This is a genomic window from Gloeotrichia echinulata CP02 (assembly GCA_038087035.1).
GTDB classification, from domain to species: Bacteria; Cyanobacteriota; Cyanobacteriia; order Cyanobacteriales; family Nostocaceae; genus Gloeotrichia; species Gloeotrichia echinulata.
The window spans coordinates 6,807,656-6,824,270 of the sequence record CP051187.1; the positions used below are offsets into that span (position 1 = coordinate 6,807,656).

Below are 16,615 nucleotides of genomic sequence, written 5' to 3' on the forward strand. Positions count from 1 at the left end.
GTTGCAAAGATTTTTTGCATTGGTATAATGAATACAGCAGATTGCAGGTAAATGAGGTACAGATATTACAATGATTTTCAGGTAAATAGACCAGGTGGTAGGGGCGCAAGGCCTTGCGCCCCTACAAGGATCTGTTGTTCAAAGAAACGAAAATTGCTGTATGTTTTTGATTGATTATATATAGAAAATGCCGTAGTCAAGAGAACTACGGCATTTTTAAGATTAAATTAACAATTTAGTTTTCGTGTTTACCGAGCGTCAACGGCGTATTGAATCAGCAAGCTGAGGCGCTGGCGTAGAGTTTCTAAGCCTAAGCGTTGTCCTGCGGAAATAAAAACTGCTAGGGGAAACTCTTCTCGTGCTAGGGCGAGGGTTTCGCTAGTGACTTGATCAATTTTGTTAAAAACAACCAGCGCTGGCCCTGGAGTTATGGGCATTTCTGCTAAAATGTCTCTGACTGAGCGAATATGACTCAACCAGGCGGGATGAGATAAATCTACTAAATGCAGTAGGGCGTCGGCTTCTGTGACTTCCTCTAAGGTAGCGCGGAAGGCGTCCATTAGGGATGCAGGTAGTTCGTGAATAAATCCTACTGTATCTGTAATCAGAATCTCTTGGGGTTCTGCTGTCTCGGCGTTGGGTATCACCAGACGGCGTGTGGTGGGGTCGAGGGTAGCAAATAGCTGGTTGGCTGTGTAAACTTCGGCGTTGGTGAGGGCGTTCAGCAAGGTGGATTTACCGGCGTTGGTATAACCAACCAATGCGATTGAGGGAACTTCCCGATGTTGTCGCCGTTGTCGTAAACGGGAACGATGGGCCTGGAGCTGGTTCACTTCTTTTTGGAGTCGAGAAATGCGCTGCTGAATGGCTCGGCGTTCGGTTTCTAGTTTGGTTTCACCAGGTCCTCTTGTCCCAATACCACCCCCTAACCGGGACATCGCTTGACCTCTACCAGTGAGTCGCGGCTGCATATATTCCAACTGTGCTAGTTCTACTTGTAATTTACCAGCACGGGACTGGGCACGTTGGGCAAAGATATCTAGTATGACTTCGGTGCGGTCAACTACTCTGACACCAATTTGGGCTTCTAGGTTGCGGACTTGGGAGGGTGAAAGGTCGCGGTCAAAGACGACGAGATTAACTCCCAAGGTTTGGGCTGTGAGGGCGATTTCCTGCACTTTACCTTCACCGACTACGGTCTGGGGATGAATGCGCGATCGCTTTTGTTGTATTGTCTGTAGTACATCTCCCCCGGCTGTATCCACTAGCATGGCTAATTCCATGAGGGTGTCTTGGAATTGTTGCGGAGTCATTTCATCGGTGATTATTCCCACAAGTAGCACGCGATCATGGTCGGCATCTACTTCCTGGGCAATAAATTCCCGCTGAAATTCTGCTTCTAGGTTTTCCACCAAGTCGATAAAGTCTTGTTGGGCTAGATCATCCAAGCTGATAGGCGACGATATTCGCCAATTTGGAGATGGGATATTGCCCGACTCTACCTTAAATCCAGGAGTACTGGTAATCAAGGCGCGAGATTCTTGGGGTGTTAGGTGTGCTAAATAAGCTTCTTTGACGTAGCCTGTGGCGCCGCCTCCCCTCCGTGTAAAGCCTGCTCCAGTGATATTTAATACCACTAAAGCGTCTAAACGTTGCATCGCCATCGCTGTCATTGCCGCTTCATTAGGCGGTTCTGGCTTGAGATGGGTGGCAATACATCGAATACCGCTGAGTCGTTCGGCACCATAACGTGGCAATTCCAAGGGTGGAATTTGCGTTTGACGCGGTGTGCCTACCCCCACCCGAATCACTTGGCCGCGTCGGTTGAGGTAGGCACACACGGGCTGATTTAGTTCGGTGCTGATTGCTGCCAGACGCTGAGAAAAATCGGACGTAGTGATGGTATCGCCCGGTATGCGCTGGTGGTACAGCCGCTGTAGTTGTTTCAGCTGGCTGGACTTTAAACCTTGGAGATTTCCGTAGATAGTCTCTATAGGCGTATATGACCAGTGAATGGTCCCCCAAATCCTTCTTTATTCATTTTACAACACGGTTGGGGCTGTTAACTCTATCTTTTGGTAGTTGCTTTATGTATCAGTTTATGTTTTTGCTGGGCAGTGGAATTCGCTATTATACCAGCGGATTGCTTGACTTTTAAGACATTGGCTAGGATTCTCCTTGATATCTTGCACCAACTATGTCATCCACAACAAAAATCACTAAGTATTGATAATTTTTCGCTTTTCTCACAGTCCGCCAGGGACTATAAGTCCCTGTCTCATAGCTTAAGTCCTCTATAAGAGGACTAAAAACTGTATTTTCGTAAGGTAAGATGCATCACATATTTTTTGTGGATTCATTGTTTATGCGTAAAGGTGCAAGATCTGAGTTGAGGACTTACGCTAGTGTCACATTTAAATCAAGAATGGTGCGTGACGCCACAAGTTCTATAACTGGGTAGGTAGAATATTTATCGCAGCGTCACGCACCCTACGATTATTAACCGACTGTCCCCTGACTTTGAAACAATGGTGCGTGACGCCACAAGTCCTATAACTGGGTAGGTAGAATATTTATCGCAGCGTCACGCACCCTACGATTATTTCCTCAAAAAAAGAAAAATTGTGGTCATACCCTCTATCCCGATATTTAGAGATAGATGCTATGAGTGTTTAAACTACCTTGGCTGACGCGATCGCAAGTAATACCAATTCTATGTGAGGTGGCGCTATATTCGCCCTCACACTAGAAGCCACTGGCTGACAAATAAAGCCCACCGTTCCTGCAGAATGCTCCGCGAATGTGGGCTAATTAGGCACATCTTCATCCAGAAACGGTATAACAATTAATTCTCAATCAATTCTTGCAGTGACGATAGTTTTCATAACTTCTCAAGTATCTAACACTACTCGTGTTTACCATATTTTTGTATGATGTATTCCACCAATTTTTCTTATAATTCATCCTTCAAAGGATCAATACCCTACCGATTATTTAGTCGCCGGCAAATGTTCCCGGCACGTCATGATACACTGTGGCGAATCGAACAGGGAGCGGTTCGGACTTTAACCTGGAATGCTGAAGGAACATTTATTCCTCTGGGTTATTGGGGTTCTGGGGATTTGATTGGTTCTCCTTTATCCAGGGTCAAGCCATATCAAATTCAATGTCTGAGCAATGGTGACTTAGGAACCTATATGCTCGTGGGCTTTCTGCTTCTATTGCTGTAATTTGGAAGTATGATAAAACTTTAAACAAAATATAGTCTAGCATAGTCAGATATAGTCTAAAAGACAGTCCTAATGAAATTATCTGATTATGCTAAAACCTTGGAGATTTCCTACCTTACCGCTTGACGACATTACAAAGCAGGTAAAATACCATATCCAACAGAACAACTTCCCACGGGTACGGTAATTGTTGATGACGACCCGAAAAAGATATCAGGGCAAAGCGCAAAACCGAAAAAATTGTAGAAGCCTTAAATTCTCCAACAGATTGATTAAGTTTTCTAGTCAAGCATATCTTACTGGATCTTGAATGATATACTAATTTCATTGCCAAAGTTGATCAATACTTTGACTACGCTCAGTATAAATATGCGTCAAGTAGAAAAGCACATAATCAAAGAAGGACATGACTGGTTTGATTATTGTAGTGACATTACCACTATTTCTCGGCAGCTTTACAACACTGCTCAATTCACTCAGCGTCAAGGTTTTTTTTATGGTTGGGGAACTCAATCACAAGCTAGCTTAGACACTTTATTTAAACAAAATGAGAACTACAAAGCCTTGCCCGCAAAAGTAGCTCAACTCGTATTAAAACAGAATGCAGATGCGTGGATTGCTTACGACAAAGCATTAGTGGCTTACAAACTTGAACCAACTAAGTTCACTGGTAGACCAAAACCACCTAATTATGTTGATGATAAAAACTTAGTGAAATTCAATAATCAAGCAATTGGTAAAAGAGAATTTAATAAAGGTTTCATTATCCCGTCAATGTCGCCAATCAGAATCCCGGTAAAGCCTGGACTAAAGTTTGAGGACTTGTGTGAGGTACGAATTATCCCAAAAACTGGATGCTTCGTTATCGAAATAGTCTATGAAATTACCGAGTTGTCAGAGTTTTTTTGTAGTTTGAATCCTGAACTGAATGCGGCGATAGATATTGGTTTAGATAATCTAGCGACGATTGTTTTCAACGACTTGAGCGAACAGCCAATTATCGTAAACGGGAAACCATTAAAATCAGCCAACCAATTTTATAACAAGCAGATTGCCAAGTTTCGAGGTTTTCTGCCTCATGGTAAAGCTAAATCAAGGCGAATCGCAAATATCGTCCGCAACCGTAATCAATTTATAGATTCATATTTGCATCAATCCACAAAAATGATTGTGGATGAACTTCTATCTCTTGGTGTAACTCACGTCTCAATCGGGAAAAACGAACAATGGAAAACACGTCTTAATTTAGGTAAACGTACAAACCAAAGCTTTATTCAAATACCACATGCTAAATTTATCGAAATGCTGACTTACAAATTAGTTAGAGTCGGTATTACCGTTAAGGTAGCAGAAGAATCTTACACAAGTAAGGCTTCAGCGATTGATTGGGACATCATCCCAACTTATCAACCTAACAACAAGATCAAGCATGTATTCTCAGGAAAACGTGTCAAACGTGCGTGGTATATCAGTAAAGATGGTTTGAAGATTCATGCTGACGTGAACGCAGGCTACAACATCGGCAGAAAAAGTAATCCTGAAGGGTTTGACTGTCTCCAGTCTATTCTAAGGGATAGGGGGTGTCTGGTAGTACATCCAAGGCGGATAACTCCACTATTTAAGCGTGTCCATGCTGAAAGTAGAGTTGCTTAAAGCTAAATTGCATAAGTCTGACTATATTTGACTATGTGATTTGGAACTATATTGATTTGAAACATATCTGTCATAGGGGCGGTGTTTCCCCGCCCTGGTCTGGAAAATATTGAGAGAATTGCCCAAGATTATGGAAAATTCAGCAGCGATCGCGCCAGCAGATGCATCTCTACCCAATCATACGGCACTTGGCTCGAAGGAAGTTGTCGGTAGTGATTTTGATCGGGCGATGATGCAACGATGTTTAACACTCGCCCGTCGTGCTTTGGGACGCACTTCGCCAAATCCCCTGGTGGGGTCTGTAATTGTCCAAAATGGGGAGATTATCGCCGAAGGGTTTCATCCCCGTGCTGGTGAACCCCATGCGGAAGTTTTTGCTTTGAGGGCTGCAGGCGATCGCGCTCGTGGTGCGACAATTTATGTGAGTCTGGAACCTTGTAATCACTATGGACGCACTCCCCCTTGCTCGGAAGGCTTGATTAATGCTGGGGTGGCTAAGGTGGTGGTGGGTATGGTTGACCCTAATCCACTGGTAGCTGGTGGTGGAATTGCTAAGTTACGGGCTGCTGGTATTGAAGTGGTGGTAGGTGTGGAACAAGAAGCCTGTCAGCAAATCAATGAAGGTTTTGTTCATCGCATTCTCTACAAGCGACCTTTGGGGATTTTGAAATATGCCATGACTTTAGATGGTAAAATTGCTGCTACCTCTGGTCATAGTGCCTGGGTGACAAATCAAGACGCCCGCAGCGAAGTACATCAACTACGGGCTGCTTGCGATGCTGTGATTGTTGGCGGTAATACGGTCAGACAGGATAATCCTTATTTAACTAGCCATGAGGTAGGCTCTCATAATCCTTTGCGGGTGGTGATGAGTCGCCAGATCAATTTGCCCGAAAATGCTCGATTGTGGCAAACTGCAGATGCTCCCACCTTAGTGTTGACAGAGGTGGGGGCTAATCCGGAGTTGCAAAAATTGTTGCTCAAACAAGGGGTGGAAGTAGTGGAATTTACATCACTCACACCAGATATAGCAATGACTCACTTGTATGAGCGGGGTTTTTGTAGCGTGTTGTGGGAATGTGGTGGTAATCTAGCTGCCAGTGCGATCGCTCAAGGGGCAGTGCAAAAAATTCTGGCCTTTATTGCTCCTAAAATTATTGGTGGTAGTCAAGCTCCGACACCTGTAGGAGATTTGGGTTTTACTTCCATGACTGAAGCATTACCTCTAGAACGTGTACGTTGGCGCGTGGTCGGTTCTGACTGCTTAGTTGAAGGTTATTTGCCCCAAAAAACCCCATATTAACAGTCATCAGTCATCAGTCAACTATCGACTAATTATTGGTAATTTACTTATCCTTAAGACTGGCGCTCATAAGCAAGATCACGTATAAGCGCCAGTCGAGATTGAATGTAGTCACTCAGAAAATCGGTTTCCTTGGGATCTAACAACGCTTGGGTGTTGGTTTGTTTCACCAACCACTGCACTAAACTTGCATCATCAAGATGCAAGAGTGTATTGGTGTGGGCGGTTTCAACCACAGACCAAAGCTGACGCATAATTATAGGAGTCATCCGACCTCAATCTAAGTTAATAGTTAGCTCTTTTCAGATTACACAATTCTGGCAGCCGATCAAGGCATAAATGTAGAAGCTGAGATAACTATTATTAAAAGCTTAATAAACTGATTTATAAGTTTATGAACATTAAGAATCGGAAAGTTAAATTGTTAAATTTTAATACTTTACCTGAGAGTTAGGCTATCACTCGATTCATTGGCGGTTTGATCACAAATTGCATTGGTATTGATTGTTAGTTGGAATACAATCGGAACTAGGTCGGCTATTGAAGCGTACTGGCTAGGGTCGTCATTTGTCATTCGTAATGTAATGGTTTGAGTCCTGTTTACGTTTCGTAATATAGTTCGGTTTATTCTCGCTGAGTTAGTTAAATTGGCTGGTAGATATACTTATTATAGCTACAAGAAATGACAAGGTTAACTGGCAGGTGCTGGAATTTGAATTGAGGAATTAAGGGACTACCAAAAAATAAATTACCCAATATTTAGTCCGTAGGGTGGGTCAGTACAATTCTCGCTGCTGACGCACCCTACAAGTTGGTCATTTGTCATTGGTCAGGGTTTTGAGGATATTTACGTTTCGTAATATAATTCTGTTTATTTCCACTGACTTAATTACGAATTGTTAATCATCTTCATATTCAACCCAGCTATTAGGTGTTTCGGACACCCTGACTTTGAGTTGTACGCCTGATGGTACTCGTTTGCGAGTTTCATCATAAATATATTTGGCAATCATCTCAGCAGTTGTTTCATATTCTGGAGGTAAAACTTCGTTAAGAATACAGTGGTCTAGCCCTCCTTTGGTTACATCTTGCTTTGCCCAACGTAATGTTTTAAAATCAGCAACCATGACTGAGTGTGGGCAATATTCTGAAGAGTGCAACTTTGATGATTTGGCTTCGATTTGGACTTTATAAGTATGCCCATGCATCCGACCACAAGGACCATTGTAATCCTTGATGTAGTGGGCGCTATCAAATGTAAATTCTGTGGTTAGTTTCCATTTTGGCATTTTGATATTACCCAGTTGTCATTGTGTTCTAAACCCGAATTGGTTGGCAATATAATGTATTTTATATCGCCATGTATTGCTACCAATTCCTTAATCATACGGATGCATTCCCTAGTCGGCGCCACGGGTGCATAGACCAGTAGCCCGCGTGCTTCTAGCTTCACTACAGTCATGCGAATTGGTACGATAGTGTAGAGAATGCCTTGAAGCTGATCAATTGTCCAGATAGTATCTTTGACTACTTCAGTGCAGAGCGATCGCCGTTTCCCGTAGGGATATAGTGGTACAGCAGGCCAAAACGGCCATCCCCAATCGTGGGGATGGCTGCTGGGTTCCAACCCTGACGCCTGCGGCTGGACTGTCGATTTACCTCCCTGTGGGTTCATTGCTTTTGATCCAAAGTGTGGTTCTATCCAATTTTTAGCATTGGAATGCTTGTCTTGCTGGCGTTTATCTGGACTATCGTCAAATGAAGCGTCATAGTATCAGCTCCCTGTGAGCAACTGTAGGGGCGGCTTGATTGCACTTTTGCTGTCAGTTGTCAGTTTAGGGTTGTTTGATTGTTGTAAATTGCGATCGCGTGACTTCACAATTGTTTACCGAATCCAGAAAAAGTCAGAAATGGGTTACGTAACAATTAGTTACATTGGCTTTTAGCAAGGGTTGTAGGAGCCAATGCTGTTCACCCTATTGCTCGGTCGCACTTAGTCAAACCTCCTGACAATTTGCATCAAGATAGCTTCAAGCCTTTCTAATGCCGCGTTTGTAGTTCTTTGGTTTGCTTCTACATTTCGCTGGTGTTGCTCAAAGTTTTGCTGGTGTTGCTCAAAGTTTTGCTGATGTTGCTCAAAGTGTCGTTGCTGCTGTTCGTGGCTATCGCGTAACTCTAGCAACACATCATCTAAGATGGCGCTACGAGCTAGTACAGAATTTACATTGCTGGTTAAGTTGGCAACATTATCGGTAAGGTTATCTAGCTTGTTGGTTAAAGCCGCGATCGCTTGGGTGTTTTGTATCGCTAGCAACTGCATTGCTAGTAATTGCTGGTCAATGTTGCTTGGCGGCTGTGGTATGTCTGTCATGCTGCTCCCTTATCCTTACCTGATTCGCTTTCAGTTTCTTGTATCCAGTTTTCTACCAATTCAACTAAAACCTCATTCATACTGACCTGCTTGAGAGCGCAGAGGGATTTAAATTTTGCTCTCAAAGATTCAGGCATAAACATTTTGTAGGTTACTAGCTTTTCTTTAGTCACAACACATTTACCAGATTTATCTACCTGCAATTATCCCTTTAAGGACAAATCAAGTCATTAGGGTAAATGGGTGTATTGTGTTATTAGGGTGGTTAGGGTTACAATAGCACTATAAGCAGAAATCGATCAACAACCACCTACTCGCTGGTGTTGCTCAAAAGCAATAATGTAAGCTTATTTTGCTTTTTCAGCAACCCCTAATTAGGGGTTGCTGAATAAAGGTGTAATGCAGCCCAGGTAAGGAATTCCAGTCTTTTTTCACCAAGCAAGTGCAAGGTTATAACATCTAAAGTCTCAAAACCCTTGCACTTTCGTTAGCGAGCGCTGGGTAAATTTGGAACCTGAGCAATGAAACAACCATTTTGCAACCTGTGTGGCTTCTAGATTCGCTTTAGAGACTTATTCAGCAAGCCCTAAATAATATTTGCTTACGTGGGATGTCAAGAATTATTTTGAGCGAGAAACTGCTCTATCTAATATCATTTTAACATCGGCTGGATTTCTAGATATATCTCGTTGCCAAAAACCAAAGCCACCATGTTGATTAACCGCTTTAATCCACTGAGCTAAAAACGCGCTTTTCGCTTGATCTTTCTGGGTATATTTGCCTTTAGTTTCTAAAATCAAGAAACTACCACTTTTTAATTTAATAATAAAATCTGGTCTATACTTGTGAACAATTCCGTCAAAGATATAAAGAATTTCAAATCCCAAATGATCATTCTTAACCCAAGCCTCAACATTGGGATTTCTATCTAGTTCAAATGCTTCACTAGCTTCCCATGTACTATCAAAAATACAGCAATTTATGTGTGATTTCCGCGTGTATTCATGAGGCTTACCTGTATACCAGGGACGCATATCACCAGTAGAACGGATAGGATGATCTGGATCAAAAACAGGTTCAATTGCTTCTGTATTGTCTAAATAAATAGCGTTCCAAATATGCTGAACTACCTTTCTTAAATTCAGAGTAATCAGAATCCGCCGACGCATTTCATCTAAGTTAAATAGTGGAGGATTAATTAGAATTAAATCTGAATTAATAAATTTTTCTACTAATCTAATCAGGTTCCCCAATAAATACTCTCGATTCCCTTTCCAGCCGGGTTTCATTTGTTCAAAGATATCCCTAGCAGTCTCAAAGGCAATTTTCTGCATCCGAAATTTGCGTCCTAAATCTTCTAGATCAATTTCTTTTATTTTTGTAACATCTGGTTTACCATCAACAACTGGTGCTACTTCAGCTAGTGTACTGTTATCAAAAGCATCTAACTCTAAAGGCTCAATTTGACTGAAATTCAGTTTAAGTTCAGGCTTATAAATATAATCAATTCGGATAATATTGGGAAAGCTAATTTCAAACTGTTGCTTTTCGGGATCGGGTTTAACTTCAGTTTTAGGTTGAGGGGGTGGAGGTGTTGTTTCTTCACTAGATTCATGGGGAATAAAGGTGAAGGGAACACCAAAAATATTCACATATTCTGGTTCTAGTAAATTTGTTTCTGGGTTAACATCGTAAGCTGTTCTTCTCAAGCCTCTACCCACAACTTGTTCACAGAGGAGTTGGCTAGTGAATGCTCGAATACCCATAATATGAGTTACTGTTTTAGCATCCCATCCTTCAGATAGCATCCCAACTGAAATAACATTTTGAATTTGCTCACCTGGTTTACCAACTTGACCAACTGTATCAACTTTTTGTCTTAAAAGTTCTGCTTGTTGCTGTTTAGTTAACTTGGGAGCAATTTCTTCATCAGATGTATCGTCTTCATTAATATCTGTAGTTTTGTATTGTATTTCAGAAGTTTCTTCTTGAGATTCTGCCATTTTCAGAACATTAGAGTCTATATGCAGAGTGCGTTCTGGAATGCAAAGTTCTTCTATTTGAATTTTATGATGATTGAAGGCATAATTAATTCGGGCTGCGGTTTCAGTACGATTAGCAACAGAAATCATTACTGGAGGAACTTTATGTCCCGCTTGCTCCCAAGATTTAGCTGTTTCTAACCAGTCTTTACCTAACAAATAATAAGCATTAGTTAGTAAATCTGGTAAAGATTCATTTGGTTGTGCTTTGCGATTGAAATCATCTTTAACTTCAGCATCGTTATATAAATGATAATAACGAGATTTAAAGTCTTTGAGGTTAAGTCTACCATCATCACGAATTACAACACGAGGAGTTTTAACTAAGCCTGATTCAATGGCATCGTTTAACCCAAAATCACTAACAATCCAGTCAAATAAAGCTTCTTCCGAACTTCTTTTACCAGAAGGTACAAAGGGTGTGGCAGAAAAATCAAAACAGGTGATTATTCCTCTAGCTCTGTGGATGCGATCAAGTCCACCAATCCATTTTGTTGCTTCCTCTATATCTTCTTTACTAAGACCTTTTATTTTGGATTCAGCAGGAATACGCCAAGCATGATGCGCTTCATCATTAATGACTAAAAGATTGCTAAAACTTGCAAGTTCACCTAAAACATCTCTGACATAAGCTTCATCACTTTTTGTTCCACGTTTATCTACTCCCTTCTTTTTCTCAATCTGTTCTTCAGTTTCCCAATTGAGAACGTGCCAATTACGAACTAAAACTTTACCCTGACGTAGTTTATCTAATAAGCCAAGAGGAATAATATTGAAAATCTCATAGTAATTGTTTTCAGTAGAAGGAATTAGAACTTGTAGGCGATTTTTAACTGTTAAACCAGGTGCTACAACAAAAATGGCTTTGGAAAAGCGATTATCTTGAGGATAGGTGACTTTGTTAAGGATTTGCCATGCAATCAACATTGCCATGACGATGGTTTTTCCTGAACCTGTGGCCATTTTGCAGCAGAGACGTTTAAATGCTCCACCATCAGAAGGAATATCAATACCAATTTTTTCCGATGGATGAGATTCAATAAGCCAGATTAAGGTTTCTATTGCTTCTAATTGACAGAAAAAGAAGGGAAATTCACGTTCTTCTGGATTGTGCCAGTGTTCTAAGAGACGTTTTGTAACGCCTGTAACACCGAGATATCCATTTTCACGCCAAGCTTTGACACGCGCACGAATTTGATTAACTAGAGGAATTTCAATGAATTTACCAGGATCATCGAAGGATTTTGAGTTTTGAGAAGCGATAGTATAACCTGCGGGTCTTCTGCCATCTTCAAGTTTAAAACGACGAGTTTGGTGATTGTACTGCCAGTATTTTTTTGGCTCATTATAGGGGGAGTTTATAATAAGCTGGTGAATTTTTGATTGAGATATCATAGCTTCTTTCAACATTCCCTAACAAGGATTTTAAATCTTTAATTTCTATTTATGCAATAAGTATCATGTGCTGACTCAGAATTCATTAATTGAATTTTTTTTAGCCGATTTTTTTTAATTTCTTTATTGAGGGCTGAAGAATTATTCAAAATGTCTACACTATCATTAGTAATCAAATCAGCAGTAGTTAAAGCAGCAGTAGCTACAAGACATCTATCAACACTTTTGGTTTGATCATTAATAATCTTTTCTATTCCATTCCTTAATTGCTCTGATGGTTCAATATCTATTATATTTTTTTCCTTAATTAAAATCCAGAACTGGAGAATTTGTTTTTCAAACCTTTGCTCCTCCATATTCTTGATTACCTCATCAAGCTTCCTTTTATATTCAATATCAATTTTACCTGCTTTGTCAATTTGCAGTTGATGTGTGGTTGCAAGTCTGGCAAGTAGGGAGTCAATATGCCTATTTACATTGATTTGTGGATTGAGAATATGGATAAACACACTGGTATCAATCACAATTGGTATAAATTGATTATTTTCTGTCATTTTTAAACCACTACATAATATCAATACTGAGAGCTTCTAAAATATCTGCTCCAAAAAATTCCATAGGAAGTCCTTTTTCAAAACTACCATCTGAGTTGATGTCTAAATTTTTTACTTGGACAAAACTATCTTTGGTGTAAAAATATGCGACTGTCACATCTTTTGAATTTAATTGTCCTCTTGCTATAAGTTTACGCAGCCTGATAATAATATTCTCACTATGTGTCTCAATGATGGATGGAACACCTCTTTCCGTCCATAATTCAGCAAAAAAAGAACCCATTGCTAGTTGTGCAGTGGGGTGAATTTGCGCTTCTGGTTGCTCAACAATTAGTAGTTGTCCTCTGTTAAGTAAAGCTCCTTGTACAAATATTGGTATACATTGACTAACACCAAAGCCAAAATCAGCTAGATAAGATTCTGCTCCAGTTGATTTGTTTTTTGCTCGAAATTCAGGAATAAAACCCTTTACTTGAGATTTGAATTTTACATCTTCAATATCTATAACAGATTCAATATGTCGTAAAACAAAATTTGCTTTTTCTCCACCATCAGTAAGCAAACGCTGTAAGTGAGGCATAGCATATTCACCTCTATGTCCAACATCATCAAGAGGTGGACTACCTAATATGACACTTCTTTCTGATTCTTCACGAACTGGAGAGAGATGTCGCATAGATATGATTTCATCTTTTACAACATCTAAATAGAGATTATCAAAAGCAGATTTTAGTATCTCTACTGGATCATTTGGAAGAGGGAATTTGAGAAATCTAGTGCGTCTAAGATTTGTTTCTTCTTTATGGAGAATTTTTTTTCCTCCTATTTCACAGGTAACTGTGTGTTTGGCTTTTTTCCCACTATAAGGAATACTTCCGGCAATGCAAAAATCAGCTATTGATTCCTCTGCGGTGATTTGTGAATCAACTTTTAGGCTAGTTGTTTCTCCTAGCGGGTCTTCAGTTGTAACTATTGAAAATGGGTTTAACTTAATTGAAAAATCAATACTATTATCTTCTATTTTTGGTATAGCTTTACTTTTTTGAAGTTCTTTTCTAATTTGTTGGATTCTAGGATCGGGTAAAGAATTAGTTTTGAGATTTAAACTAAATTGGAAACCATTGTTACGAGATTTAGTATTTTTTAAATCTTTAAAAGTACCAAGACTGACGTGCCGACCCTCAGTAGAAAAAAATTCACCTTCACTAGATTCACTAGATTCTAGAGTTTGCTGAAGCATAAGCAAAAACTTGATTAGTGTAGATTTTCCCGCACTGTTGCGACCAATCAAAATTGTAATGGGTCTGATACGAACATCTATATCTTGTTGAAATGCACGGAAATTTTTTAATTTAATATTAGTTAACATAGGTAACTTTCACTTGGTTAATCTTTCAAGTTAGCCGGATGATTTTTAGAGATTCAATTCCCCGATCATCAACTATTTTTACAGCAATACGCTGATAATTACCCATTTCAAAAGGTAATGAAACAGTTCCTTGATAGGACTCAATTAAATCTTCATCAATCTCGGCTTTAAGATTTCTGGCAAGACGTGACCAGCCATCTTTCTCTCCAGCCATTGGAAAGAATACTTGGCAAGGAAAAATGCTTCTACCGTCATAATCAGTATCTAGCATCCACATGGCAATTTTTTCCACAGTGCCAGATTCAATATTACCAGTTTTGGTGTTGTAGTAATCAAAACCATGAACTTCTACTTCCCATTTACCTGCATCTTCTCCTCTATGAATACGACGAAGTGCAACATCTGGTTGACCAATAAGCCAAAAACTCTCATTACTCGCACGTTTTTTCTTCAGGTCTTCTGTAAGTAGATCAGCATTCATTTGTACCTTTAGTAAGGTAACACCAGGCCAGTTAGTTTCATCAATGTCTCTTGCCGCTTCGGGGTCAAATTGAAAGGCAGCAAAAATAACTAATTTGGGTTTGGGTTTCTGGTTTTCTGCTTCTTGAATTGCCATTTCTACTTGGCGTTGATCTAGAGGAGCATATTTTGTGCCAAATGAAATAACAGCCCGCATTGGCTGTTCTTGAGTACCACTGTTGGTTTTTGAAATATTATTTTCTTGATTACTAGGTTTAGTTTCAGCATCAGCGTGAAGCCAACGGGTTCCTGGGAAAGGTTCAACCCTAGAAAATAGAATGTATTGACCACTTTTGCCCCGAATCCCTGTTTTTAGAAGTTCATCACACCATTCCGGCTGTCGTAATGTTTCTCCAGAACGAGCAATGGATTGATCTGCAACTTGTTTATCGGCAACCTCTTCGATATTATCAAGGGGTTTAACCGTTGGTGCTGGAACAGCTTCAACTGTAAAAGGCCCTGTAATTCTTACTTTTGATTTATCGACGAGAGGTTGATCATAAAGGGTTTCTTTATCCTTAGCAGCATATTTTTTTATCACCTTTTCAATTTCTGCTCTTGTCATTCCTTCTTTAATTTCTTGATTGTTGGCAATGGATTTTAGCGTAATACGTGATACTGTTTTATATTTGAAGTCATCACCCACACCTCCTTTTGGATTTTCCAATTCATAATAATCAAAAACTGCCGTCATCAACCTTTGTTTTGCAAGGGTAATAGCTACACGAGAAGTATCGCAAGTGATCCAACGTCTTCCCCACCTTTCTGCAACATGAGCCGTAGTACCACTACCACAGGTTGGATCTAGTACCAAGTCTCCCGGATCAGTTGTCATCAAAAGACAACGCTCTATTGCTCTATGATCAGTCTGTAGAACATAGATTCTCTGTTCTCCAAATCCACCTGGTCTTAAGTCTAACCAGGTACTATTTAAAGTCTTGTATGGAAACTCATCATGGTATACTTTCCATCGTAGCGATTTACCAATAGGATATAATCTTCCGGCAGCAGCTAAACGACTTAAACCTGTAAGAGTAGTTTGCCAGCCATATCTTGCAGGCGGTTCGTACTCAATATTATTAAATGTGTATTTGAATGAATTATCATTACCACGTCGCTGGGAAAATGTTGGCCATAGTCTACAAATACGACCTGCTGGTAATGGTTGCTTGCCTGTTTTTTGAGCTAGGGAAAGATCAATAAGTTCTCCATTTTCTGTCTCAACGCAAATATATCGCTCGTTTGGATTTTCTATAGGATCGCATTCTGTAAACAATTCCTTGTACTTGACCTGGCTGATATCTTTTGCAAACCATAGTAAGAAATCATTGACACCTGGTAATAATTTAGATGACTGACTGCTTGCTTTCATCAGAACAATTTCCATGCAAAAGTTATCACTGCCAAATACTTCATCCATTAAGCACCTTACTCGATGGACGTTTTCATCACCTATTTGCACAAAAATAGACCCCCGCTCATAGAGTAAATCCTTTGCAAGCCATAAACGATCACGCAAATAAGTTAAATAAGAATGAATTCCCCACTCCCAAGTATCCCTAAATGCTTTAATAGTCTCTGGTTCTTGAGTTAAATCTTCATCTTTTCTATCTTTTACATCTCGCTTATTTACAAACGGTTGAAAATTAGAACCGTATTGAATTCCATAGGGTGGATCTATATAAATCATTTGCACTTGTCCAGCCATACCTTCTTTTGCAAGTAGAGAATTCATTACTACCAAAGAATCCCCAGCAACTAGGCGGTTTGTCCAGTTATGTTTGTGCTTATAAAATTCAATAGCTTGTCGAATGGGCGGATTTTCTTCTGGAGTTTGAAATAATGAAAGTTGTTTAACCTTTTCATCCTTTCGCTTCTGCACTGCCTCAATAATCGTGCGCGGATCTATGCGTTCATGGACGTGAAGCGAAACTGTAGGCACTTCAAAACTGGTATGCTCTGCTTTACCAGCCCAAACTAACTGAGGGTCGAGGTGAGGATCATAGGCATACTTTTTAGCATCTTCTTCTGGATCTGTGTCTGGGTTAACTAGCCCAATTGGTGGGTTATTGACTCGTTGCTGGTTTTCGTGTTTGTATTGCTCAATCTCTCTTTGCTCTGGTTTTTTCTGTCTTGCCATATCAATTTACCTTGCCTCAGAGCTTCCAATTTACAATCT

Annotated in this window: 13 protein-coding genes and 1 pseudogene; 3 read left to right on the forward strand and 11 right to left on the reverse strand. The window is 40.1% G+C overall.

The window, feature by feature from the left end; all coding sequences use genetic code 11:
• Positions 1-248 precede the first annotated feature (248 nt).
• Positions 249-1,994, reverse strand: a complete 1,746-nt coding sequence (gene hflX / locus HEQ19_30310; protein ID WYM03703.1) for a GTPase HflX — start codon at positions 1,992-1,994, stop codon at positions 249-251.
• A gap of 936 nt (positions 1,995-2,930) precedes the next feature.
• Between hflX and HEQ19_30315 the strand changes: the two genes are divergently transcribed.
• Positions 2,931-3,230, forward strand: a complete 300-nt coding sequence (locus tag HEQ19_30315) for a hypothetical protein (protein WZI67072.1) — start codon at positions 2,931-2,933, stop codon at positions 3,228-3,230.
• Between the two features lie 115 nt (positions 3,231-3,345).
• Here HEQ19_30315 and HEQ19_30320 read toward each other — a convergent pair whose 3' ends face one another.
• The gene (locus HEQ19_30320; GenBank protein ID WYM03131.1) at positions 3,346-3,519 is read right to left on the reverse strand and encodes a hypothetical protein; all 174 of its coding nucleotides are present in this window, start codon (positions 3,517-3,519) and stop codon (positions 3,346-3,348) included.
• Positions 3,520-3,599: 80 nt separating this feature from the next.
• On the opposite strand from HEQ19_30320, the gene HEQ19_30325 reads away from it, so the two are divergent.
• Together HEQ19_30325 and ribD are read left to right on the forward strand one after the other, a co-directional pair.
• Positions 3,600-4,883, forward strand: a complete 1,284-nt coding sequence (locus tag HEQ19_30325; GenBank protein ID WYM03132.1) for a transposase — start codon at positions 3,600-3,602, stop codon at positions 4,881-4,883.
• A gap of 130 nt (positions 4,884-5,013) precedes the next feature.
• Positions 5,014-6,186, forward strand: coding sequence for a bifunctional diaminohydroxyphosphoribosylaminopyrimidine deaminase/5-amino-6-(5-phosphoribosylamino)uracil reductase RibD (ribD, locus tag HEQ19_30330; protein WYM03133.1), 1,173 nt, complete (start codon positions 5,014-5,016; stop codon positions 6,184-6,186).
• A 53-nt stretch (positions 6,187-6,239) separates the two neighbouring features.
• Here the strand turns inward: ribD and HEQ19_30335 are convergent, their stop codons facing one another.
• From HEQ19_30335 to HEQ19_30375, 9 genes and pseudogenes are all read right to left on the reverse strand, one after another.
• A complete protein-coding gene (locus tag HEQ19_30335) occupies positions 6,240-6,455 on the reverse strand; it encodes a hypothetical protein (GenBank protein WYM03134.1) in 216 nt (71 codons plus the stop codon).
• 630 nt (positions 6,456-7,085) lie between these two features.
• Complete coding sequence (locus HEQ19_30340; GenBank protein ID WYM03135.1) at positions 7,086-7,475, reverse strand: 6-carboxytetrahydropterin synthase; 390 nt, start codon at positions 7,473-7,475, stop codon at positions 7,086-7,088.
• Between the two features lie 23 nt (positions 7,476-7,498).
• Positions 7,499-7,861: pseudogene (locus HEQ19_30345) on the reverse strand (DUF4336 domain-containing protein).
• A gap of 318 nt (positions 7,862-8,179) precedes the next feature.
• Positions 8,180-8,557 carry a hypothetical protein gene (locus HEQ19_30350; protein WYM03136.1) on the reverse strand — a complete coding sequence of 126 codons (378 nt, stop codon included), beginning with the start codon at positions 8,555-8,557 and terminating at the stop codon, positions 8,180-8,182.
• Positions 8,554-8,730, reverse strand: a complete 177-nt coding sequence (locus HEQ19_30355) for a plasmid partition protein ParG (protein ID WYM03705.2) — start codon at positions 8,728-8,730, stop codon at positions 8,554-8,556. The genes HEQ19_30350 and HEQ19_30355 overlap by 4 nt, the downstream gene beginning before the upstream one ends.
• A gap of 447 nt (positions 8,731-9,177) precedes the next feature.
• Complete coding sequence (locus tag HEQ19_30360; GenBank protein WYM03706.2) at positions 9,178-12,009, reverse strand: DEAD/DEAH box helicase family protein; 2,832 nt, start codon at positions 12,007-12,009, stop codon at positions 9,178-9,180.
• 23 nt (positions 12,010-12,032) lie between these two features.
• The gene (locus HEQ19_30365; GenBank protein ID WYM03137.1) at positions 12,033-12,548 is read right to left on the reverse strand and encodes a hypothetical protein; all 516 of its coding nucleotides are present in this window, start codon (positions 12,546-12,548) and stop codon (positions 12,033-12,035) included.
• A gap of 10 nt (positions 12,549-12,558) precedes the next feature.
• The gene (locus tag HEQ19_30370) at positions 12,559-13,917 is read right to left on the reverse strand and encodes an AAA family ATPase (GenBank protein WYM03138.1); all 1,359 of its coding nucleotides are present in this window, start codon (positions 13,915-13,917) and stop codon (positions 12,559-12,561) included.
• Positions 13,918-13,942: 25 nt separating this feature from the next.
• A complete protein-coding gene (locus tag HEQ19_30375) occupies positions 13,943-16,576 on the reverse strand; it encodes a site-specific DNA-methyltransferase (GenBank protein ID WYM03139.1) in 2,634 nt (877 codons plus the stop codon).
• Positions 16,577-16,615: the final 39 nt, after the last annotated feature.